Origin of the sequence: Pseudomonas viridiflava (assembly GCF_900184295.1) — a bacterium.
In the GTDB taxonomy this organism is placed as follows: Bacteria; Pseudomonadota; Gammaproteobacteria; order Pseudomonadales; family Pseudomonadaceae; genus Aquipseudomonas; species Aquipseudomonas viridiflava.
On sequence record NZ_LT855380.1, the window covers coordinates 5091540 to 5114439 of the forward strand.

21 protein-coding genes and 1 pseudogene are annotated in these 22900 nt (G+C 58.1%); 14 read left to right on the plus strand and 8 right to left on the minus strand.

Translation table 11 applies throughout. The features are described 5' to 3' along the window. Window positions 1-30 precede the first annotated feature (30 nt). Window positions 31-1344: a methyl-accepting chemotaxis protein gene (locus tag CFBP1590_RS28745; protein WP_088235982.1), complete on the minus strand. Its 1314-nt coding sequence runs from the start codon at window positions 1342-1344 to the stop codon at window positions 31-33. A 262-nt stretch (window positions 1345-1606) separates the two neighbouring features. Here CFBP1590_RS28745 and gmd point away from each other — a divergent pair, with 262 nt between their 5' ends. Beyond that, entirely contained in the window at window positions 1607-2638 is a 1032-nt protein-coding gene (gene gmd / locus CFBP1590_RS22895; RefSeq protein ID WP_088235983.1) for a GDP-mannose 4,6-dehydratase, read from the plus strand. Further along, window positions 2638-3534 carry a GDP-mannose 4,6-dehydratase gene (locus tag CFBP1590_RS22900; RefSeq protein WP_088235984.1) on the plus strand — a complete coding sequence of 299 codons (897 nt, stop codon included), beginning with the start codon at window positions 2638-2640 and terminating at the stop codon, window positions 3532-3534. The genes gmd and CFBP1590_RS22900 overlap by 1 nt, the downstream gene beginning before the upstream one ends. An 86-nt stretch (window positions 3535-3620) precedes the next feature. Here CFBP1590_RS22900 and CFBP1590_RS22905 read toward each other — a convergent pair whose 3' ends face one another. The 3 genes from CFBP1590_RS22905 to CFBP1590_RS22915 are packed head-to-tail and all read right to left on the minus strand — an operon-like array spanning window position 3621 to window position 5166. After that, window positions 3621-3908, minus strand: coding sequence for a hypothetical protein (locus CFBP1590_RS22905; protein WP_029242034.1), 288 nt, complete (start codon window positions 3906-3908; stop codon window positions 3621-3623). Further along, window positions 3905-4627 carry a peptidoglycan recognition protein family protein gene (locus CFBP1590_RS22910; RefSeq protein ID WP_029242033.1) on the minus strand — a complete coding sequence of 241 codons (723 nt, stop codon included), beginning with the start codon at window positions 4625-4627 and terminating at the stop codon, window positions 3905-3907. Before CFBP1590_RS22910 ends, CFBP1590_RS22905 begins: the two co-directional genes overlap by 4 nt. Continuing rightward, window positions 4627-5166, minus strand: a complete 540-nt coding sequence (locus CFBP1590_RS22915; protein WP_058432075.1) for a PAAR domain-containing protein — start codon at window positions 5164-5166, stop codon at window positions 4627-4629. The genes CFBP1590_RS22910 and CFBP1590_RS22915 overlap by 1 nt, the downstream gene beginning before the upstream one ends. A gap of 363 nt (window positions 5167-5529) precedes the next feature. On the opposite strand from CFBP1590_RS22915, the gene atzF reads away from it, so the two are divergent. The 10 genes from atzF to CFBP1590_RS22965 are packed head-to-tail and all read left to right on the plus strand — an operon-like array spanning window position 5530 to window position 15519. Continuing rightward, a complete protein-coding gene (atzF, locus tag CFBP1590_RS22920) occupies window positions 5530-7338 on the plus strand; it encodes an allophanate hydrolase (RefSeq protein WP_167383102.1) in 1809 nt (602 codons plus the stop codon). Window positions 7339-7353: 15 nt separating this feature from the next. After that, window positions 7354-8463 (plus strand): BMP family ABC transporter substrate-binding protein, encoded by a 1110-nt coding sequence (locus tag CFBP1590_RS22925; RefSeq protein WP_088235986.1) that lies wholly within the window; start codon window positions 7354-7356, stop codon window positions 8461-8463. 10 nt (window positions 8464-8473) lie between these two features. Continuing rightward, complete coding sequence (locus CFBP1590_RS22930) at window positions 8474-9583, plus strand: ABC transporter permease (protein WP_088235987.1); 1110 nt, start codon at window positions 8474-8476, stop codon at window positions 9581-9583. Further along, entirely contained in the window at window positions 9576-10496 is a 921-nt protein-coding gene (locus tag CFBP1590_RS22935; protein ID WP_004883229.1) for an ABC transporter permease, read from the plus strand. Before CFBP1590_RS22930 ends, CFBP1590_RS22935 begins: the two co-directional genes overlap by 8 nt. A 24-nt stretch (window positions 10497-10520) precedes the next feature. Then, window positions 10521-11546, plus strand: a complete 1026-nt coding sequence (locus CFBP1590_RS22940; RefSeq protein WP_004883228.1) for a formamidase — start codon at window positions 10521-10523, stop codon at window positions 11544-11546. Beyond that, window positions 11543-12229 (plus strand): biuret amidohydrolase, encoded by a 687-nt coding sequence (gene biuH, locus CFBP1590_RS22945; RefSeq protein ID WP_043304693.1) that lies wholly within the window; start codon window positions 11543-11545, stop codon window positions 12227-12229. Before CFBP1590_RS22940 ends, biuH begins: the two co-directional genes overlap by 4 nt. 2 nt (window positions 12230-12231) lie before the next feature. After that, window positions 12232-13767 (plus strand): ABC transporter ATP-binding protein, encoded by a 1536-nt coding sequence (locus CFBP1590_RS22950; RefSeq protein ID WP_088235988.1) that lies wholly within the window; start codon window positions 12232-12234, stop codon window positions 13765-13767. Next, on the plus strand, window positions 13764-14441 hold the full coding sequence (locus CFBP1590_RS22955; protein WP_029242026.1) for a cysteine hydrolase family protein: 678 nt from the start codon (window positions 13764-13766) through the stop codon (window positions 14439-14441). Before CFBP1590_RS22950 ends, CFBP1590_RS22955 begins: the two co-directional genes overlap by 4 nt. Next, entirely contained in the window at window positions 14441-14827 is a 387-nt protein-coding gene (gene hpxZ / locus CFBP1590_RS22960) for an oxalurate catabolism protein HpxZ (RefSeq protein ID WP_004883220.1), read from the plus strand. The genes CFBP1590_RS22955 and hpxZ overlap by 1 nt, the downstream gene beginning before the upstream one ends. A gap of 5 nt (window positions 14828-14832) precedes the next feature. Beyond that, window positions 14833-15519, plus strand: coding sequence for a GntR family transcriptional regulator (locus tag CFBP1590_RS22965; protein ID WP_025994218.1), 687 nt, complete (start codon window positions 14833-14835; stop codon window positions 15517-15519). 321 nt (window positions 15520-15840) lie between these two features. Here CFBP1590_RS22965 and ilvA read toward each other — a convergent pair. The 4 genes and pseudogenes from ilvA to CFBP1590_RS22990 form a co-directional block, all read right to left on the minus strand. Next, a pseudogene (ilvA, locus tag CFBP1590_RS22975) lies at window positions 15841-17385 on the minus strand (threonine ammonia-lyase, biosynthetic); the annotation flags it as partial. After that, on the minus strand, window positions 17381-18295 hold the full coding sequence (locus CFBP1590_RS22980; protein WP_134743246.1) for a DMT family transporter: 915 nt from the start codon (window positions 18293-18295) through the stop codon (window positions 17381-17383). The gene CFBP1590_RS22980 and the pseudogene ilvA, both read right to left, overlap by 5 nt. Before the next feature lie 29 nt (window positions 18296-18324). After that, window positions 18325-19062 carry a 2OG-Fe dioxygenase family protein gene (locus CFBP1590_RS22985; RefSeq protein ID WP_162864328.1) on the minus strand — a complete coding sequence of 246 codons (738 nt, stop codon included), beginning with the start codon at window positions 19060-19062 and terminating at the stop codon, window positions 18325-18327. A 47-nt stretch (window positions 19063-19109) separates the two neighbouring features. Beyond that, on the minus strand, window positions 19110-20258 hold the full coding sequence (locus CFBP1590_RS22990; protein ID WP_162864329.1) for a fatty acid desaturase: 1149 nt from the start codon (window positions 20256-20258) through the stop codon (window positions 19110-19112). Window positions 20259-21041: 783 nt separating this feature from the next. Here CFBP1590_RS22990 and CFBP1590_RS22995 point away from each other — a divergent pair. Then, a complete protein-coding gene (locus CFBP1590_RS22995; protein WP_088235994.1) occupies window positions 21042-21356 on the plus strand; it encodes a hypothetical protein in 315 nt (104 codons plus the stop codon). A gap of 228 nt (window positions 21357-21584) precedes the next feature. Then, window positions 21585-22868, plus strand: coding sequence for a Na+/H+ antiporter NhaA (nhaA, locus tag CFBP1590_RS23000; protein ID WP_374729011.1), 1284 nt, complete (start codon window positions 21585-21587; stop codon window positions 22866-22868). Window positions 22869-22900 lie beyond the last annotated feature (32 nt).

Consider the following 22900-nt stretch of genomic DNA (forward strand, 5'->3'; position numbering starts at 1 on the left):
GCCTGTGAGCGCTGTCCAGGGGCGCGCCAATTACTTCAATTGATTGGCAAACCGCCCCACCGCACCCACCACCTGTTTCGCACCTTCCTGAATCTCGATAATCACCGAGCCTGCCTCGTTGGCCAGCATCAGGCCCTGCTCTGCCTGGCTGCGACTATTGGCCATGCCGCGTACGGCTTCGTCGGCAAGCGCCTGGTTCTGTTGCACGACGCTGACGATCTCTTCGGTTGCGGCGCTGGTACGGCCGGCCAGTTGCCTGACTTCATCGGCCACCACCGCAAAGCCACGGCCCTGCTCGCCGGCGCGGGCGGCTTCGATGGCAGCGTTGAGGGCCAGCAGGTTGGTTTGCTGGGCGATGCCGCCGATGGTTTGCACGATAGAGCTGATCAGCAGCGATTGCTTGCCCAGTGCCTCGATGCCTGACGACGCCGACTCCATCTCCTGGGAGATCTTGCGCATGGTCTGCACGGTGTTCTGCACCACCTCTGCGCCGCGCTGGGCGCTGACATCGGTCTGCTGGGAAATCTCGAAGGCCACACTCGCTGCCTGGCTGACGTCTTCTTCACGCGAGACCTGATCGGTCACCACGGTTGCGAACTTGACGATCTTGTAGAGCTTGCCCTGGGCGTCGTGAACCGGGTTGTAGGTTGCTTCCAGCCAGACATCACGGCCACTGCTGTCGATGCGCTTGAATCGGCTGGCCACAAATTCGCCGCGGTTCAACGTCGCCCAGAAATCCTTGTACGACGCCTGACTCACTTCGTGCGGATCGCAGAACAGGCTGTGATGCTTGCCCTTGATCTGCGCCAGGTTGTAGCCCATGCCACGCAGGAACTGGTCGTTGGCCGTCAAAACGTGGCCACCCAGATTGAACTCGATCACCGCCGTGGAGCGCAGCAATGCCTGAATAAACGCCGAGTTCTCGGCTGCGGTTTCAACGGTCTGCGTGATGTCAGAGCCGTAGCACTGCAGGTTCATCAGCTTGCCGCTGTCATCCAGAACCGGCTGCCACATGGCGCGAATCCACGCCAGGCTGCCATCGGCACGCAGAAACCGGTAGTTGTCGATGACCGACTCGCCCTTTTGTACGGCCATTTTAAGGTTGCGGTAGCAATCGAGCTGCTTGACGTAGGGTGGCACCAGATCGTCCAGATTCTTGCCAAGCAGTTGATCAGCGCTATAGCCGAGCATTCTGAGGAAATTGTCATTGGCATGAGCAATGCGATTGCTGGCGTCCAGAGTCAACCCCACCATGCGCGCGTCGATACCTTTCTGCATCTGCCGATAAACGGACAACTCGGCCTGCTGTGCCTGTAATTCCTTTTTCAAGCGGGTATTGAACATGACTGCACCGTTCGTGTGGGTTGTACGACGTTATCGGCACAAGCGTAGTCGGGATTAGTACGCTTTGTCTGAAATGCGAAGCAGCTTCAGATCCCGGCAAATTTTCACGACTCGGGCTAACCTGTACTGGCATGGCCGTGATGGCCACCGGGCTAGGCGCGTCGTATCCAAGCCTTTCACCCTGAAACTCCCCCTCGCTTGAAGCGCAGGCAACCTCGAAAGCGTCGGGATACACGTTCCTTGCTGGAGTCAAACACCTCATATGAAAGCAATCATTACCGGCATCACGGGTCAGGACGGCGCCTATCTGGCGCAATTGCTCCTTGAGAAAGGCTATACCGTTTATGGCACCTATCGCCGGACCAGCTCTGTCAATTTCTGGCGCATAGAGGAACTCGGGATTCAGCACGATGCGAATCTCCATCTGGTCGAGTACGACCTGACCGACCTGTCCGCCAGTATCCGTTTGCTGCAAAACACCGAAGCGACCGAGATCTACAACCTCGCAGCGCAGAGTTTTGTTGGCGTGTCATTCGAACAGCCTCTGACCACGGCTCAGATCACCGGCATTGGCGCGGTCAACCTGTTGGAAGCGATCCGGATCGTCAATCCGAAAATCCGCTTCTATCAGGCCTCGACATCCGAGATGTTCGGCAAGGTCCAGTCCATTCCTCAGATTGAAAGCACACCCTTCTATCCACGCAGCCCCTACGGTGTCGCCAAGCTCTACGCACACTGGATGACGATCAACTACCGTGAGTCCTACGGCATCTTTGGCGCCAGCGGCATTCTGTTCAACCATGAGTCGCCCCTACGCGGCCGTGAGTTCGTGACACGCAAGATCACTGATTCGGTCGCCAAGATAAACATGGGCCTGATGGACTCCTTCGAGCTGGGCAACATGGACGCCAAGCGCGACTGGGGATTTGCCAAGGAGTACGTCGAAGGCATGTGGCGGATGCTGCAGGCTGAAACGCCGGACAGCTTTGTGCTGGCCACCAACCGTACCGAAACCGTCCGCAGTTTCGTGAGCATGGCGTTCAAGGCCACAGGCGTTACGGTCCAGTGGGAAGGCGAAGCCGAGTCCGAACGCGGGATCGATGCGGCCACCGGTAAGGTGCTGGTGTCGGTCAATCCGAAGTTCTACCGGCCTACCGAAGTGGAACTGTTGATCGGCAATCCTGCCAAAGCCCTTGAAGTACTGGGTTGGGAACCGAAGACCCACCTTGAGGAACTGTGCCGCATGATGGTTGAAGCGGATCTTCGTCGAAACGAAAAAGGTTTTTCCTTCTGATGAGCATCGCCGGTAAACGCGCATTGATAACGGGCATCCACGGTTTCACGGGAAGCTTCATGGCCAGAGAACTCGCAGCCCAGGGTTGCGAGGTTGTGGGCATGGGCAGCCAGCCGTCGGACAGCGACAACTACCATCAGGTCGATCTGCTGGATATGAACGGTCTGACTGCGCTGCTTGCCGGGATCCAGCCGGATATCGTTGTCCACCTCGCTGCGCTGGCCTTCGTGGGTCACGGATCACCGGAAGCGTTCTATCAGGTGAACCTGATCGGCACACGCAACCTGCTTGAGGCCATCGAAGCCAGCGGAAAAACGCCCGACTGCGTCCTGCTCGCCAGCAGTGCCAACGTTTACGGCAATGCTTCCTCCGGCATGCTGGATGAAACAACGATTCCTGCGCCTGCCAACGACTATGCCGTGAGCAAGCTTGCCATGGAGTACATGGCAAGCCTCTGGCACGCCCGGCTGCCGCTGGTGATCACGCGTCCGTTCAATTACACCGGAGTCGGGCAGGCCGAAAACTTCCTGCTGCCCAAGATCGTGTCCCACTTCACACGAAGAGAAAGCACGATCGAACTGGGCAACCTGGACGTATGGCGGGATTTCAGTGATGTACGCGCCGTCACCAGCGCCTATCGAGGTTTGCTGGAAGCCCGGCCTTTGGGGAAGACCCTCAACGTGTGCTCGGGTGTGACCCACTCGCTGCGTGAGGTGATCGAGATGTGCCAGGAAATCACCGGGCATGAAATCGAGGTTCGCGTGAACCCTGATTTCGTTCGCGACAATGAAGTGAAAACCTTGTGTGGGTGCAACGTCCAACTCAAGCGATCAGTGCCGGGATGGAGTACACCGCACCTGCGCGAAACACTGGAGTGGATGTTGTCTGCCCACTGATGATCAGCGACCTGAACAGGCCTGCCTGCGAAGAGGGCTGGGCCTGTTTCTCTTCTTGTGAGGCATTGAAACAGACTTCCGACAGCCTATTTTCTTCGACACACTTCGACATCTTCCTGCGTCTGCAGTTTGGTATCGATTCCTAACCGGTAGCGGCAGTATTCAATAATCCACTTTCGCTCTTCATCCGTCAGGCGCTCAACCCGGCGTATCTCACCATCGTTGGCGTGAATGTTATAAAACTTCACTTGAAAGGTCGGGTGCTTCTTCAGGAACCACACCGTCTCGATATCGCCGTCTTCAAGGGCTTCGTAATAGCCGACATACAACACGGCCAAAAGAGTCAGCACAGCTGCAATGAGTAGTTTCTTCATTCTTGCGATGTCGGCGGAGGTAGCAGTCCGGTTTGGGTTCTGAGGTTTCTGACCAGCTCCATACCGATATTTCCAGGACAGATTTTCCCTTCGGACGCTTGTCCCGGATACTCCCTGTGTCCGCCAAAGTGCTTGATGACGAAAACACTTTTGAGTGCGCCGATGAGGTGCTTTAGCGCGTCGATCTGCACGGCCGGGATCACGTTTGTCGTGCTGTAGCCCAGGCTGTCCAAGGCCATTCGCCCTGTGGCAACCCAGTCACCGCCCTCTTCCGGCGTGGTGAGGTTTTCCAGCAAAACAATGCCGATCAAACCGGTATTGAATTTTAAAACGCTTGATCCCAGAAGCCGGATGTCACGCCCCTCAAAGATCTTTCCTGTGCAATCGATGCCGTAGTGATAGCCGATATCGTCGTATTTCTGGCTCAGATGGCCTTGCTGAATATCCAGCATCTGCGCTGCACCGGGTGTGCAGCTGTGGCTTCGCCCGGCGTGGTGCAAGGCAATCATGCTGTAATCCCAATCCTTTTCCATATCGGGTTTGCCTTTCAAAGCACCCCATGCGGAACGCTCAACAAACGTTGCGCTCAAGGACCGAACCTTTTTTATGATGGCCTCGCGTGTCGCTGCGCGGTCGTTGACGGTGATTGGGATCGGGCACATCCGTTCACCCGGCTTGATCTCCTGCGCAGTGGCTTGAGTGTTGAACAGGGCAGCCATCACTGATCCTCCGACAGTTCATGAAGCGTTCTTGCCGGAGCACTGAACTTGACGTGCAGCGATATGCTGGCGTCCGGCGTCGGGGTTTTGATGTGGGCCACACCATTGGCATCGGTCACGCCAGTTGTCTGTACACCGTCGACTGTGGCCACGTAATCACGCAATGCCAAGGGCTTGCCTGTCTCACTGTCAGTAATGCTGAACGACTGTCCATACATCTTTTGAATAGACAGTGGCAGAGGGGGGACGAACGGTGCGGGAGTATGCGAGTCACCGATGATCACAGTGCCGGAGCCACCCACCACGATGTCTCCGTGAGTGCCCACACTGTCAATCACAGCGGCGTTTTTACCGTTGATGAAAACCGTCGCGGACACTCCCGAAACCAGCGAACTGCCGCAGGTGCAGGTATCACCTTTGCGAGCTGCCGCCAGCCCATCGAAGAAAACGTCGGCAGATCCGGAAGCAATGGCCTTGCTTCCATGTCCGGGCATCGGGCAACGGGTCGGATCCGTTATACGTGCAGCGGGCTTTGCCATGCATGACTCCTGTCGGCAGTTGAAGAATAAGGTCCTGATCAAACTCTTTACCGCTCGCATATTAGAAGCGCCAATGTCGACGCTCAATAATAGCCAACCAGCATCACTCTTTAAGTAAGACGGGAAAGCAGAAATCAGTGATCTATTGGTAATTCGATTCTGATCCGGGAGAACCTGACGCCCACTGCGTGAAGGCTGTTCGCTTCTTGTGCACGCCTCCACCCCAGTGCTCATCAATGGCGCGTCAGTCCGCGTTCTCTCTCTCAAAAAAAACCTCCAACCCTCAGTACTCCAGCCTGAGCCCCACCCGGCACGAATCCTGCTCTGGCACATTCAATCTTGTATACATGAATGAACACGCCCATGACTGCTCTCGATATCGCTGCCATTCAGACGTCCCTCAGCACCGGCCAGACCTCACTGGCGACCTTCCTGCAAGACCTGCACGCGCGGATCGACGCAGACGACCGTCCGGAAGTCTGGATTCACCGCGCGCCGCTTTCCCGTTTGCTCGAAAGAGCAAAGACGCTCGGCGCTCTGGCGGAAGAGCTGGGCGATGCGCTGTACGAAAGGCTGCCGCTGTTCGGCATTCCTTTCGCGGTGAAGGACAATTTCGATGTCGCGGGTCTGCCCACCACGGCGGCCTGCCCCGAGTTTGCCTATCAGGCGCAGACCACCGCGCATGTGGTGCAGCGCTTGCTGGACAGCGGCGCGGTGTTGATCGGCAAGACCAACCTGGATCAGTTCGCGACGGGATTGGTGGGGGTTCGCTCGCCCTATGGCGCGGTGCGCAATGCCTGTGATCCGGCGTATGTCAGCGGCGGTTCAAGCTCGGGTTCTGCCGTGGCCGTTGCCCGGGGTCATGTGTGTTTTGCATTGGGCACGGACACGGCGGGGTCGGGCCGGGTGCCTGCGGGTTTCAACGGGATCGTCGGGCTCAAGCCGAGCCTGGGGCTGTTCAGCAGTCGCGGTGTCGTTCCGGCCTGTCGCACGCTGGACTGTCCGTCGATCTTCGCCAACGACGTGGCGCAGGCCTGGCAGGTCGCGCAGGTCATGGCTGATTTCGATGCACTGGATTCGGCCAGTGTCGCGGTGCAGGCGTTACCGGTATTGCGTCGTGCGCGGCGGGTCGCTGTCCCGCAACACGGTGAGTTCTTCGGCGATACCCAGGCAGCCGCTGCGTTCGACAAGGCGCTGAAGTCACTCGAAAGCGATCCACTGGTCACGCTGACCTACGTTGCATTCGATGTCTTCGCCGAGGCCGCCGCCCTGCTCTATCAAGGCCCATGGGTCGCCGAACGGCGCGCTGCGGTCGGTGCTTTTTTCGAGACGCATGCGGCAGACATTCACCCGGTGGTGCGCGGGATTTTGCAGAGCGCCGATCAGTTCGACGCAGTGGAGGCTTTCAAGGCGCGCTATCGCCTCGCTGAGCTGACGCGCGCGGCTGAAGCGCTGCTGGCCGAGGTCGATGTGCTGGTGGTGCCGACCGCGCCCTGCATGCCGACCATCGAGGCGGTGCTGGCCAATCCGGTCGAGCTTAATTCGCAACTGGGTTACTACACCAACTTCGTCAACCTGATGAACATGAGTGCGCTGGCCATTCCGGCGCATCGTCGAGATGACGGTCTGCCTGCCGGTATCACGCTGATCGGTCCGGCGGGCGCTGACCAGCGTCTGGCCGAAATCGCGGCAGGCTGGCAAGCGTATTTCGGTGCGAGCGATCAGCGCGACAGCGTGGCGCTGGCGCCCCTGCCCTTCAATGTCGCGACCGTTCAGGTCGCCGTGGTCGGCGCTCATCTCCAGGGCCAGCCGCTCAACTGGCAACTGCTGGAGGGCGGCGCTCGCCTGCGCAGCCTGACCACGACCAGTGCCGACTACCGACTCTATGCGCTGGCGAATACCACGCCTGCCAAACCCGGACTGGTTCGTGTGCCCGAACAGGGCGCGCACATCGAAGTCGAGGTCTGGGAAATGCCGCTCAGCCTGTTCGGCGCGTTCGTCGCTGCCATTCCTGCACCGCTGGGCATCGGCTCGTTGCAGCTCGCCGACGGCCAATGGGTCAAGGCTTTCATTTGCGAACCCGGCGGGCTTGCGGGCGCACAGGACATCACCGAATTCACAGGCTGGCGCTCCTTTTGCGCCGCGAACACCACGTCTTCCAAGACTCATTGATCAGGGGTAGCAACAATGTCGAATGTCGATCGTCGCAGTTTCATGAAACTGGCGGGCATTATCGGTCTCAGCGCGGCGCTGCCGTTCAGTCGGGTCTATGCCGCCGATGCCCCGCTGGTGGTGGGTTTCATCTACGTGGGCGCCCGCGATGACTTTGGTTACAACCAGGCCCATGCGCAGGCGGCCGCCATCATCAAGACACTGCCCAACGTCAAAGTGATCGAGGAAGAGAACGTCCCGGAAACCGTGGCCGTGCAGAAAACCATGGAAGCCATGATTCGTCAGGACGGTGCGACGCTGATCTTTGCGACCTCTTTCGGTTACTTCGATCCGCACGTGGTCAAGGTGGCGAAGAAATACCCGGACGTGCGTTTCGCCCACTGCGGCGGACTGTGGAAGGCCGGTAGCGACCCAATGAACGCAGGCAGCTTTTTCGGCTACATCGACGAAGCCCAATACCTGAACGGCGTGGTTGCCGGGCACATGAGCAAGTCGAAAAAGCTCGGCTTCGTCGCCGCCAAGCCTGTGCCGCAGGTGCTGCGGAACCTGAACGCGTTTGCCATGGGCGCACGCTCGGTGGACCCGAGCATTGTCACCACCGTGATTTTCACCGGTGACTGGTCATTGCCGATCAAGGAAGCAGAAGCCGCCAACAGCCTGATCGATCAGGGTTGCGATGTGCTGACCTGCCACGTCGACGGCCCCAAGGTGATTGTCGAAACGGCCGAGAAACGTGGCGCGATGACCTGCGGTTATCACGCCAGCCAGGCGGCGCTCGCCCCCAAAGGCTATCTGACCGGTGCCGAATGGAACTGGGAAACGCCTTACAAGGCTCATGTCGCCGCGATCCAGCACGGCGCACCGATGATCAATTTCCTGCGCGGCGGTTTGCGGGATGGTTTCGTCAAGACGTCGCCCTACGGGCCAGCCGTCAGTGCCGAAGCCAAGAAGAACGCCGACGCGATCAAGGCGCAGATGATGGCGGGCGGCTTCGTGATTTACAAAGGCCCGCTCAAGGACAACAAAGGCAAGGTCGTGATCGCCGACGGCGTGGCACAGGCGCAGAACGATATCGCGCTGGAAAGCATGAATTATCTGGTGGAAGGCGTTGTTGGCCAGATCTGAGGAGCGCCCGATGTTGGTCTCGCGAACCCTGCGGCGTATTGCCGTAGCGCTGTTGCCGGGCCTGCCGACGCTGTTGGCGGTGATGTCGTCATGCGTGCTGTTTCTGCTGTTCCTCACGGTTCAGGGCAAGCCTGCGTGGCAGGCCCTGCATCTGGTCGGCGAAGGCGCATTCGGCTCCTGGTTTGCGCTGGAAAACACCTTGCAGCGCGCCGCGCCGCTGATGCTGACCGCGCTCTGCGTGGCTCTGCCCGCGCGGGCCGGGCTGATCATCATTGGCGGCGAAGGTGCCCTGGTGCTCGGCGGGCTGGCAGCAGCGGTCACGCCGCTCTGGCTGCCGCCGGTGGCGCCCTGGCTGATGCTCGGCTGCATGGGCCTCGTCGCGATGCTGACCGGTGCACTGTGGATCGGTCTGAGTGGCTGGATGCGCCAGCACCGGGGCGTCAACGAGACCATCAGCAGCCTGTTGCTGTCGTACATCGCGCTTGCGCTGTTCAGGCAAATGGTCGAAGGGCCGTTGCGCGATCCGGCGAGCCTGAACAAGCCGTCCACGCCGCCGCTGGATGAGGCCTATATGGTCGGCACCATCAGCGACAGTTTCGAAGTGCACTGGGGGCTTGTAGCCGGTGTGATTGCCTGTCTGCTCGCGTACGTATTGGTGCGCCACAGCGTCAAGGGTTTTGCCCTCGCGGTCGTCGGCGGCAACGTACGCACGGCGTTGATGATCGGCCTGCCGGTGGATCGACTGATTCTGCTGAGCTGCCTGCTTGGCGGTGCGGCAGCCGGTCTGGCAGGCATGTTCGAAGTCACGGCGGTACAAGGCAGCGCCAACGTTGCGATGATCGCGGGGTATGGCACCAGCGGCATTCTGGTCGCGTTCGCCGCCCGCCATCATCCGTTGGCGATCATCTTCTGCGCGATTCTGCTGGGCGGCCTGGAAGCCAGCGGCGGCCTGTTGCAGCGGCGTCTCGGACTGCCGGATGCCACCACGCTGATTCTCGAAGGACTGCTGTTCACCAATCTGTTGCTCTGGGAAGCCCTGAGCGGGCGGCTGGCGGCCTGGAAGATCAGGCTCGCGCAACCGCAGCCCGTCGTCGAAAAAGGAGCACTGCAACGTGGCTGATATCGACCTGAGCACCTTTTTGCTGGCGCTGCTGGCCGGTTCGATCCGCGTCGGCACGCCATTCCTGTTTGTCAGCCTGGGCGAATGTCTGACGGAAAAGAGCGGCCGCATCAATCTGGGGCTGGAAGGCATTCTGGTGGCTGGCGCGATGTCGGGCTATGCCGCTGCATGCCTGACGGGCTCAGCCTGGCTGGGCGTGGGCGCAGCTGCCGGCGTCGGCCTGCTGCTGGGCCTGTTGCACGGCATCGCCTGTTCGTTGCCACGCGTCAACGATATTGCGTTCGGTATTGCGTTGATTCTGCTCGGCACCGGTCTGGCGTTCTTTCTCGGCAAGGCGTTCATTCAGCCGCAGGCCCCCATGCTGCCGTCACTGGCGCTGGGTGCGTGGAGCGATGAAGAACGTTTGCGTTCGGCCTTGAACATCAACGTACTGTTTTTCATTGGTGTGGCGCTGGCGTTCGCGTTGCATTGGGGCCTGCGCAGCACGCGCTGGGGCCTGATGCTGCGACTGGTGGGTGATCACGCCGAGACCGCTCAGGCGCTGGGCTATCAGCCGATCAAGGTGCGCATCGTCGCGACGGCCATTGGCGGCGCGCTGGCAGGCATTGGCGGTGCGTACCTGTCCCTGTATTACCCCGGCAGCTGGAACGAAGGCTTGTCCAGCGGTCAGGGCCTGATGGCCGTGGCGCTGGTGATTTTCGCCCGCTGGCGGCCGCTCGCGTGCCTGTGGGCGTCGCTGTTGTTCGGCGCAGCCGGTGCGATTGGTCCGGCGTTGCAAGCCGTGGGCATCAGCAGCGGCTACTACCTGTTTGCGGCCGCGCCCTACGCGCTGACCTTGGGCGTGATGTATGCGACCTGCCGCCGTGGCCGAACGCTGAACGGAGCGCCCGGCGAATTGAGCATGACCCGATGAATACAGTTCCAGAGGAGGCATGACATGGCCAGTGGTCTTGGTGGCTTGAACAAATCGCCCAACGGCGTGGTGATCGGTCTGGCGCAACTGGCGCTTCCCGACCCGCACACCCGCGAGGCACTGTGGGCGCAAACCGAAAAAGTGGTGTCGATGGTCGCCAAGGCAAGGCGCAGCAACCCCGGCATGGACCTGATCGTGTTTCCCGAGTATTCGCTGCACGGTCTGTCCATGAGCACGGCACCGGAGATCATGTGCAGCCTGGACGGTCCCGAAGTCGCGGCGCTGCGTCAGGCCTGTCGGGATCACCGCATCTGGGGCTGTTTCTCGATCATGGAAGCCAACCCGCACGGCAACCCGTTCAACAGCGGTCTGATCGTCGACGACATGGGCGAGATCCAGCTGTATTACCGCAAGCTGCACCCGTGGGTGCCGGTCGAGCCCTGGGAACCGGGCGATCTCGGCATACCGGTGTGCGACGGTCCACGCGGCAGCAAGCTGGCGCTGATCATCTGCCACGACGGCATGTTTCCCGAGATGGCTCGTGAGTGCGCTTACAAAGGCGCGGACATCATGCTGCGCACGGCGGGTTATACCGCGCCGATTCGCCACTCGTGGAAGATCACCAACCAGAGCAACGCCTTCACCAACCTGATGCAGACCGCCAGCGTCTGCATGTGCGGTTCCGACGGCACCTTCGATTCGATGGGCGAAGCGATGTTCGTCGACTTCGACGGCACGATCATGGCCGAGGGCGGCGGACGCGCCGATGAAATCGTCTGCTGCGAACTGCGCCCCGATCTGGTCCGTGAAGCCCGGATCAACTGGGGCGTGGAGAACAACATCTATCAGTTCGGCCATCGCGGTTATGTCGCCGTCAACGGCGGCGCGCAGGACTGTCCTTACACCTACATGCACGACCTGGCCGCCGGGCAGTATCGCCTGCCGTGGGAAGCCGACGTGGTGCACACCGATGGCCGCGCCTGCGGCTTCGATACACCCGAGCGTACGTTCAAACCCACCCCGACGACGTGGAAGGAATCATCACGATGAGCGAACGCTACCTCGCTTCCGAGCCTTATCCGTGGCCGTGGAACGGCAAGCTCAACGCACGCAACACCGCGCTGATCGTGATCGACATGCAGACCGACTTCTGCGGCGTTGGCGGCTATGTGGACAGCATGGGCTACGACCTGGCGTTGACCCGGGCGCCCATCGAGCCGATCAAGGGGTTGCTGGCGCTGATGCGTCCGCTGGGTTTCACCATCATTCATACCCGCGAAGGCCATCGCCCGGACCTGAGCGACCTGCCCGCCAACAAGCGCTGGCGCTCACAGCGTATCGGCGCGGGCATTGGCGATCCCGGCCCGTGCGGCAAGATTCTGGTGCGCGGCGAACCCGGCTGGGAACTGATCGATGAACTCGCTCCGCTGCCCGGCGAGATCGTGATCGACAAGCCCGGCAAGGGTTCTTTCTACGCCACCGATCTTGAATTGGTACTGCGTAACCGGGGCATCGAAAACCTGATTCTCACCGGCATCACGACGGACGTGTGCGTGCACACCACCATGCGTGACGCCAACGATCGCGGCTTCGAATGCATCCTGCTGGAAGACTGCTGCGGCGCGACCGACCCGGCCAACCATGCCGCTGCCCTGAGCATGATCAAGATGCAGGGCGGTGTGTTCGGTGCGGTCGGGCATTCGTCGATGCTTCGCGATGTGTTGGGAGCGTGACCATGCGCGCCCTGAGTCTGGAAACCATTGGCGCCAGCAAAAGCTTCGGCGCGTTTCGTGCGCTGGATGACGTGTCGTTCAAGGTGCGGGCCGGGACGGTCCATGCGTTGCTGGGCGAAAACGGCGCCGGCAAAAGTACGCTTGTCAAAGGCATCATCGGCTACGGCCCGTTGCAGTCGGGCAGCATTCTGGTCAATAACCGCGAGCACGAAATCCGCAATCCACGCGACTCGCACCAGTTGCAGATCGGCATGGTGTATCAACACTTTACTGTCGCGCCGGGCCTGAGCGTGGCGGAAAATCTGGTGCTGTCGCGTGGCGATCTGCCGTGGCGTATCGACTGGACCGCAGAGCACGAACGCCTGCAGGCCTTCATGGAACGCATGCCGTTTCGCCTCGACATTCAACGACCGGTCAGCAGTCTGGCCGCCGGTGAAAAGCAGAAGCTGGAAATTCTCAAGCAGCTGTATCTGGAGCGTCGGCTGGTGATTCTCGACGAGCCGACTTCGGTGCTCACGCCGCAGGAAGCCGACGAGGTGCTGGGCCTGATGCAGCAGATGGCGCACCGTGGCGAGCTGACGGTGCTGATGATCACCCACAAGTTTCGCGAGGTCAGCACCTACGCCGACGATGTCACGGTATTGCGCAAAGGTCGCTGGGTGGCGAGCAGCGCGGTCGCCGACACCACGACGCAACAAATGGCCACGTGGATGATGGGCCATGCGCAAACCAACAGTGTCAGCAGTGATCGGCCGCCCGTGCCTGAACAGGCCCCGCAATTGCAGGTCGAGCAGCTTGATGTGCCGGGCGACAAGGGCACGCTGGCAATCAAAAAACTGAGCCTGTCAGTGCGCCCCGGAGAAATCCTCGGCATTGCCGGTATCTCTGGCAACGGCCAGCGCGAACTGACCGAAGCGCTGTTGGGCCAACGGCCGTTCAGCGCCGGACGCGTACTGATCGACGGTCAGCCTTATCACGCCAGCCGCGAACAGATGCAGCGCCTGCGCGTGTTCAGCCTGCCGGAAGAGCCGCTGCGCAATGCGTGCATCGGCGGGCTCAGCGTTGCCGACAACCTGGCCCTGCGCAACTTTGACCGCCCACCGCTGTGCCGTCAGGGCTGGCGCATCGACCGCCGTGCGGTTGCCGCTCAGGCGCGCGGTCTGATCGAACGTTTTCAGGTCACGCCCAACGATCCGAACCGCCCCATCGGCACCTTGTCCGGCGGCAACGTGCAACGCGCGGTGCTGGCTCGCGAACTGACCTCGGACATCGCCGTATTGATCGTCGCCAACCCAGTGTTCGGTCTGGATTTCGCGTCCGTGGCGCTGATCCACCAACGCCTGATCGACGCTCGCAACAGCGGCGCCGCCGTACTGTTGTTGAGCGAAGACCTCGACGAACTGTTGACCCTGGCAGACCGCATCACGGTGATCCACGACGGCGAGCTGGTCTTCGAAACACTCGCGAACACCGCCGACCGCACCGAACTCGGCCGACACATGGCGGGCGCTGAACATTCGCACAAGGAGTCCGCATGATCGACGTCAGCGCCCGACCGACCCGCTTTGCCTTCGAGCCCGCCAGCACCGCGCTGGTAATCATCGACATGCAGCGCGATTTTCTCGAGCCCGGTGGTTTCGGCGCAGCGCTGGGTAACGACGTGCTGCCCCTGCAAGCCATTATCCCGACGGTTCAACAGCTATTGGCGCTGGCACGTGATCAACACATGACCGTGATCCACACCCGCGAATCCCATGTCGAAGACCTCGCCGACTGCCCGCCCGCCAAACTCGAACATGGCCTGCCGGGCCTGCGCATCGGCGATGCCGGACCGATGGGCCGGATTCTGGTGCGTGGCGAGCCGGGCAATCAGATCATCAACGCCTTGGCGCCGATTGCTGGCGAGTGGGTCATCGACAAGCCCGGCAAGGGAATGTTTTTCGGCACGGGCCTGCATGGAAGACTGAACACAGCGGGCATCACTCATCTGATCTTCGCCGGCGTGACCACGGAGGTCTGTGTGCAGAGCAGCATGCGCGAAGCCAATGATCGCGGTTACCGCTGCCTGTTGATCGAAGACGCCACCGAGAGTTACTTTCCCGCCTTCAAGCAAGCGACGCTCGACATGATCACCGCACAGGGCGGCATTGTCGGTCGAGTGACGTCGTTGTCAGCCCTGGAGCAGGCACTACAGACAAGGAGTACACACTGATGGATATCAACCTGCCCCATGTGGTGGCCGCCGTCACCGATGCGTTCATCGATTACGAACGCGCGTTGCTGGCCAATGAACTGACAACGCTGGATGACTATTTCTGGAATTCGGAACACACCGTGCGTTACGGCGTGGCGGAAAACCTGCACGGTGCTGAAGCCATTGCGCTGTATCGACGCCATTGCCAGCCCGTCGGTCCCGGACGGCAACTGGTGCGCACGGTCGTCAGCACTTTCGGCGAAGACTTCGCGACCGTCAGCACCGAATTTCACGATGGCGTTACTCAACGGCTGGGACGCCAGATGCAGACCTGGGCCCGCTTCGACGGCGCGTGGAAAGTCGTTGCCGCGCATGTCAGCATCGACCTGAGCACACTGGAGTGAACGCCGTGAGCACGCCCCACTCCACCAACGCGCTGGCCGAAGACGTCTACCGTCGACTGAAGCAGGAAATCTTCGATTTCTACCTGCTGCCCTATGACCGCTTCACCGAGAACCAGTTGGCCGACCGTTATCAGGTGTCACGCACGCCGGTTCGCGATGCGCTTTACCGCCTGCAGCGCGAGGGTTATCTGGAAGTCGAGTTTCGTCGGGGCTGGTCGGTCAAGCCGCTGGACTTCACCCAGATCGACCAGCTCTACGATTTGCGCATCGTGCTGGAGTGCGCGGCCGTCGAACGTATCTGTGCGTCTGCCGAGGTCCACCCGGAACTCAACATCCTGCGTGGACACTGGCTGGTGGACAAAAGCCAACGGCACACCGACATGCAAGTGGTCGCCGATCTCGACGAGCAGTTTCATACCCAACTGGTGGCTGCGTCAGGCAACCAGGAAATGGCCCGCGTGCACCACGAAGTCACCGAACGCATCCGCATCGTCCGACGTCTGGACTTCTTCAAGAGCGCGCGCATCGAACACACCTACCTCGAACACGCTGCCATCCTCAACGCCCTTCAGGCCCGCAAGCGTGATGAAGCGCTGTTGCTGCTGCGCTCTCATGTGGAGATCAGCAAGCTGGAAGTCCGCAAGCTGACCATCTCGATGCTGACCGATGCGCGGCGTCAGCATCAGGCGTGAGATTAAGCTGGCGGGGCATGAACGCATTTATGAAAGCATCAAGGCAGAATTAACCCAAAATGTCGGCGCTCGACCGCTAATGTACGCATCGAACAGATACGCCAATCTGGATGGCGTCAGCGCGAGCAGCTTTCTCGAGCAAACAATGGGGTGATTCAGTGGTGAGTATGTGGAACTTGCTGACCCGTAACGAAACTCGAATGCTTTCTTTACTCATACGAGCGTCACCTCACCGCAATGCTCACTCACCTTCATCACAGGATATTTTTGGGTCATGACCACTGGCATCTTCTGCTGCAAAGGAGTCAATACCGCTGTCTGTCCCAGAAAAAGGTTATAGGCCACGTTGTCAGTCTCATCCCTGTAAGGATAACCGACTGTATCCAGCACTTTGATCAGTCGTTGCTTGTCCTCAACGGGTACGTGCATCCCTACAATCACATGTGCCTCTGCTGCACCATGATTTCGGTAATGAAACATTGAAATACTCCACTGGGTGCCTATCTTCTCCAAAAAGCGGACCAGCGCTCCGGGACGCTCCGGGAACTCAAAACGGAAAAGAACTTCGTTGAACGGATGGGTGGCGCGACCTCCCATCATATGGCGCACATGTGATTTCGCCAGTTCATTATGAGTCAGATCAGTCACCATCAGTCCGCATGCTTTGAGCGACTGGATAAGCTCTGACCGAGGCGCGTGTTCGGGACGTGTCTGTATCCCCAGAAACACCTGAGCCTCAGGACCGTTCTGACAGCGATAGCCAAACTCTGTGATCTGTCGATCTCGCAGGCTCTCGCACAAAGACCACAGACTTCCTGCCCTCTCAGGTAGCGTGACCGCAAAAACGGCTTCTCTCTCTTTGCCTATGTCCGCACGCTCGGCAACGTGACGCAACCGATCAAAGTTAATGTTGGCACCCGAATTTATGGCAATAAGTGTCTTGCCTGAGACGCTTTTCTTGCTGATGTATTTCTTCATTCCAGCAAGCCCCAATGCACCTGCTGGCTCAGGGATGGACCGTGTATCTTCGAAAATGTCTTTGATTGCTGCGCAAATTTCATCCGAGCTGACAGTGACAACTTCATCGACGGATGTTCTACAGACATCAAACGTGTGAGCACCAATCTGACTGACTGCCACCCCATCAGCGAACAGTCCGACCTGGGGCAGTATGACGCGTTGGCCTGCCTGCAGAGCCTGCTGCAGGCAGTTTGAATCTTCAGGCTCTACACCAATCACCAGAATATCCGGACGCATATATTTGACATAGGCCGCGATGCCGGCGATGAGGCCACCCCCTCCTACAGGTACAAAAATAGCGTCGATGGAATCGGGATGCTGGCGCAAAATCTCCATCGCTACAGTGCCCTGACCGACAATCACATCAGGATCGTCGTAAGGGTGAACGAAGGTGAAACCATGCTCGTCACACAAAGAGAGGGCGTGGGCCAGTGCTTCAGGAAAAGAATCCCCCAACAGGACAACCTTCGCACCTCTGGAACGAACACCTTCGATCTTTATTTCGGGCGTGGTAATGGGCATCACAATGGTTGCATTGCAGCCCAGAATCTTTGCAGCCAATGCCAGACCTTGCGCATGGTTGCCTGCCGAAGCAGTGATGACACCCAGCCCACGCTGCACATCGGTCAGTTGCGTCAGCTTGTGATAAGCACCGCGCAGCTTGAATGAATAGACAGGCTGAAGGTCTTCTCGCTTCAACAGAACCCGGTTATTCAAGCGGCTCGATAACTGCGGAGCCTCTTGCAAAGGGGTTTTGACGGCCACCTCATAAATTCGGGACCCATGGATTTTTTTCACATAATTTTCCAGCATCGGAGCCTCTCCATGTTTGAGGTGGCGCTTAATTTGGGAGCTTGTCCGCGGCGCACTTCCTTTCCATGAATGGAATGGAAATCCCGTAGTTGTAAGCCAAGCCAGAGGCCAGAATGAGCACTGCTCCCAACGCCTGCCACACAGTGATGACATGATCGAACGCCAGGTAATCCACAATGAGCGCGACTAGCGGATACAGGAATCCGAAGATAGCCAGACTTGCAGTCGCGGCCTTCTTGAAAGCCGTGTAAAGCAGCAAGTACATAAAGGTCGTATGAAACAGACCCAACGTCACAATGGCCCCCCAATGAACCGCCGTGGAAGGAAGCGCAGAAAAATCAACGAGAAAAAAGAAAACAAGCGACCCGATGACCATGTGTGAGCTGGCAATCACTTCAGGGCGCAAGACATTGGAAATCTGCCGCGTCATCAAGGTAGTGATCGCATACAGTATCGCCGCTGCAAGCGCGCTGAGGCAGCCCAGAAGAAAGCGATGATCCATTGCGGCCTGGTCTGGCTTGACGACGATGACCAGTCCGAGAAACGCGAGTACCAGCCAGACGAGGTTCGATCTTTTGACGGCCTCTTTCATGAACAGCACACTGCTGAACAATAAGAAAAATGGCTGAAGATGGTAGATGATTGTAGTGATCCCTATGGACGTCAGACGATAGGCCGTGAAAAGGAAGACCCAGTTAAATATCAAGGTCAACGCACCTACCACCAGAAACATTGCCTGCCGGGACGTAAGCTTTATGCCGCTGTAATAACCTTTCAGCAGGCAATACAGCAATAATCCGGCACCTCCAATCACGCACCTAAAAAACACCACGTTGAAGGGACTCTGTTCAGAGGACACCACAAAAAAGCCGATGGTCCCTGAAATGATCATGGCCAGGATCATGGCCATGCGTCCTTGTTTTTCATCTGGCACAGTATTCACAACAATCACCTTTTTGAGTAACGAACCCGCTATTTTTGCTGCAGATCGGCTTCGAGATTAATAAGCATGACGTCTCGATATGCCATCCCCCCTGACGAGCCCAATGGGGTGACGGCATGTTTTTTCATGGTATCCACAATGAGTGTATCGAAGGGTTCTGTCAGACGTAATACATTGGTTGGTTTGTTATCCATGCCAGAAATCACATTATCTGCACCCAACGCATTGGACGTTAGATTAATCAGGTGAATGAACACCAAAGGCTCGTCATCCACATGCAGCCAGACAGGGGAACTGTAAGACGCGCCGCCCTCGACCGCCTTGTAACGGATAAAGTGGATACTCAGATTCAGCTCGTCTCGATTAAAACGATCACAGTAGGCCCTCATCAGCTCGGCATCATGCCCCAGAATCTTCTGAAACGTGGAACTCTCCACTAATACCGGGGAAATGGAAGGAAAGACGCGAACTCTACCGCCGTCAGAATCATTCGCCCCGTAGGACTGGAAGTAATTTTGCGTATCCGATACCCTGAGCGCCGACGTGTAGGGGTTGTAAATAACCTTGACCATACCCCGATCCCGAACCTGCGTAGCGTACGGATCATCCGCTATCTGTGACTCATAAAATTCACGAAATGACTGCAACTCATCAAGCGTAATATTTTTCCTGTAATGGCTACCGGGTACAAACTTGAAACCGGTGACGATATCCAGAGGGTTGCCCTGGATGTCTTGTATTTCTTTCGTCAGCGCGTGCACGGTCATATCCATAACTCCTTTATTGGAAGGGTGTGTCACTCTTAAGTGGTTCGTTAGTTAAGTCGATACTTCAACTCGTTCAGGTCCACGTGTTGATCTGACTGACTGATGCCAGCAAGCGTGTACTCGATTGCGTTGAAGAAACCCCAGATATCAGTATAGGAATACACCTCATTGGCGGCCTCCTTGCTCACCTCGATTTCCCGCGCCTGGATGGAGTTCGGCCAGTCTCGCTTCCCCCCATGCCGATGGTGCCAGTCGTGAACAACCAAAGAGCCCTGCACGAAAAGAATGCGTACGGGCAGGTGCCAGAACAGGTGTCTGGCCAGCCAGAAACACCATTGCAGAGACCTGATGGCCTGATTGCGATCATCCGGCGTATGCTCACCACAAAAACGTCCCAGGCTGTTGTTTTGATGAGCCTCTTTGACACTTTGCTGCGCAGGTCTGATGACCCATACATGTTCGGTCACCAAGTGCAGGATGGAACATATCTGATAGACCAGCACCAAGGGCAGCGCGACAGACAAGAGGAACGTTTGAGCACCGACTGTCAAGGCCAACGCAGCCAGGACCATCATCCAGGTGACGCTCATGATAACCCGATAAAAAGGCGCGCCAATAAAGTTACTTTTCAAACGCCCCATCAGAAACTTCAAATGCATGAACGGATTGAAACACTGAAGCAACAACGTTCTTTTAAGCTCGCGCTCGGACTTGCCGGGCGTCAAACCCATTCGGTAAATCGCTGCCAGGTCCTGATCGTCAGCGGTAGAGAATTCACTGCCATGATGTTCGAAAACATGAAACTTTCGATACACATCGTATGGCTGCACCCACGTTACCGTGGATAGGATTTCCGCCAGTACCTTGTTCTTGCGAGCACTTGCAAAAACCGTGTGGTGAACCGCATGGTGAATAATGGTTGCCACGATGTACCGAGCGCCGCCGGCAGTAAGAATGACGGAAGGAATCAACCACATCAGGCTCATGTCAGCCACGCACAGGCTAATGGAGAGCGCACACCCCCCGAAAAACCAAAGGCATGCCCATATCACACATTCTGTAGGTGTAGATGACCAGAGCGGTTTACGACCATCCAGCTCTTTCCCCGTCAACCATGTCCAGACACCTTGACAAGGTAGCCCTGCATAACTGTTTCTGATCGCGCCAGACTCTTCCATTAAGTCTTTCTTATTCATCACTGATTCCATGCAATAGAGTGTTCATCCAACAAAGCCAATACACCACCTCGTGCCTCATCTTTGACATTGAAAAGGCATCACGTGTGTGCAGCACTGCAGCCCCCACCAAGCCGGCAAGCCGAATCGACAATTTACTATTGAGTCGTTTGAATACGGGCCTGAAAAGTGAGGCAGCAGACCGGCCATTAACTGCCTGATGAAAGATTACTGTCGGACCGACAGGCGTCATCCATGATTTTCTACCAGACGGCTATAAAGCCGAACGGTGATCAGGCATCCAAAGGCAGATTGTTCAAATGATGGCGATGAGATAGCAAACAGCGTTTATGACCATCGGATAACGATGATTTCAAAGCGAGGGATGTGAGGCGAGGATTACGGACTACAGAGAGCGCTTCGTGCACGTTGAAACTCCAAAAAAATGACAATCAGATCATAAGGTGACCTCAGACTTTCGAAGCGTTTTTTGAACACTTGATATTGAGTGCTTATCACCACTTTTGGCGGTGACATGACTATTACCATAATGCGTGAAACTCTCGTTGTAAAGCGTTGCAATACTTTTTGAGCGCACTGATCTGGAGCACTCCCTTACCGCGACTTCGGATTGAATAGAGAGCAGCGTATTGCTCGACCTGTCCTAGCCCCGGCATCAGACCCGACAGGACAAATCCACACTCCAGAAAACTGACGAACAAAAACTGTATCGACAGCCGGCAAAAAGCCATATTTTTGCCGCCCGGGTTTGCGAACACGCGACGATCAGAACGACATGACCAGATGTTTCTGAACATGCTTGTCGACCTGCAAGCGCTCCATTCGAAACTCATCCATCCGATACCGGATACGTTCTTTGAGCTCAACAGCTACAGTCAGATGATGTTCGTCAGTGATGCCCGCGAGGCGATGTTGGCGGTAACGGGTTCACGGCTTTTTGCTGATGGATATCCAGTCCTGGGAAGCGGCGATGTGCATCTGCTCGCGTTTTTCATTCCCAAGCTCTTGCCCAGCGCGGCGAGAACGAAATACACCGCCCGGCGGGTGTCCTTGAACAGCCTGGTTTCAGTTGGCGATGCAACAATAAATGCCCTTTAGCCTGGCACATGGCTGGGCCGCTCGCAGCAGCCGGGTTCAAGTGTCCAGCGCTGTCATTTGCATCTGGCTGCTCACGTTTCTATCATCGCCGTGGGTGTATCGAGGCATATCGCACGGTGCAGGTTAAAGCTGACGCGTTGGTCGGGCCGCCAACGGAGAGTCATTGTGTCCGACAGAAAGCCCCCCGCCCCCGTAATTCCACGTCCTCAGGTTCTGACAGAGCGCGCCTTGTCCGCACTGGAAAGGTTCTCGCACATCGAAGCGGTCAGCGGCATCGTGCTGCTGCTTGCAGCGTTGGCGGCGCTGGTGTGGGCCAACAGCCCCGCCGCTGAAAGTTACGAACATTTCTGGCACACCCAGGTGAGCCTGGGCTTTGGTGATTTCAGAATCTCCCAGTCATTGCACTTTCTGGTCAACGACGGGCTGATGACGATTTTCTTTCTGGTCGTCGGTGCAGAGATCCGTCAGGAAATCAGGGATGGCGCACTGGCAAGCATGAAGCTGGCGATTCTGCCGCTCGGGGCTGCACTGGGCGGCGTCATGGTGCCCGCCATCATCTACATCGCGCTGAACCACGGAACCGCCGCCAACGCAGGCTGGGCAGTCCCGACCGCCACTGACATCGCTTTTGCGGTGGGCGTCCTCGCGTTGCTGGGCAAATCCATTCCCAGTGGCGTGCGTATTCTGTTGCTGGCACTGGCGATCATCGACGATATCGTCGCCATTCTGATCATTGCCGTGTTCTTCACCGAAAGCCTGAACTACAACGGCCTGCTCATCGCCCTTGGCGGTCTCGCACTGGTGCTCGTGCTGCAGCGCATGGGGATCGGCAAGGCTTACGCCTACATTGTGCCGGGCGCCATCGTCTGGTTCGGGCTTTGGAAAACAGGGGTTCATCCGACGCTGGCAGGCGTGATCCTGGGCCTGATGACGCCGGTCAATTCCCGGCCAGCCAGAGAGCGTCCTATGGAAACGATCGGACGCACCTTTCAGGAGCTGATGGGCCGCTTTTCTCACGCCAATGACGACCCGAAAGAACTGGCAAAGCCCCTCAAGCAGCTCAGGCAAGCGCAGCGCGAAGTCCTGCCACCGGTGCTTCGTGTTCAGGTGGCGCTGCATCCCTGGGTCGCGTTCGGCATCATGCCGCTTTTTGCGCTGGCCAATGCGGGGGTGAATCTGGAAGGGGCCAACCTGGATAACGCGATGTCCCAAAGCGTGTTTCTGGGCGTGATGCTGGCGCTCGTGCTGGGCAAACCGTTGGGCGTCATTCTCGCCAGCCTGACGCTGGTCAAACTCAATATCTGCAAGCTGCCGGAAGGCGTGACCTGGGCGGGCGTGATTCTGGTCGGGTTGCTGGCCGGTATCGGCTTCACCATGTCCATCTTCATCGCCTCACTGGCGTTTTCGGATGAAGCCCTGCTGTCGTCGGCCAAACTCAGCGTGCTGGCCGCCTCGTCAACCGCCGCGATCATCGGGCTGATATGGGGCAAGCTCAAATTCGGAAACCGGTGATCGATCTTTGCGCTCCGATAACGGTCCATAAG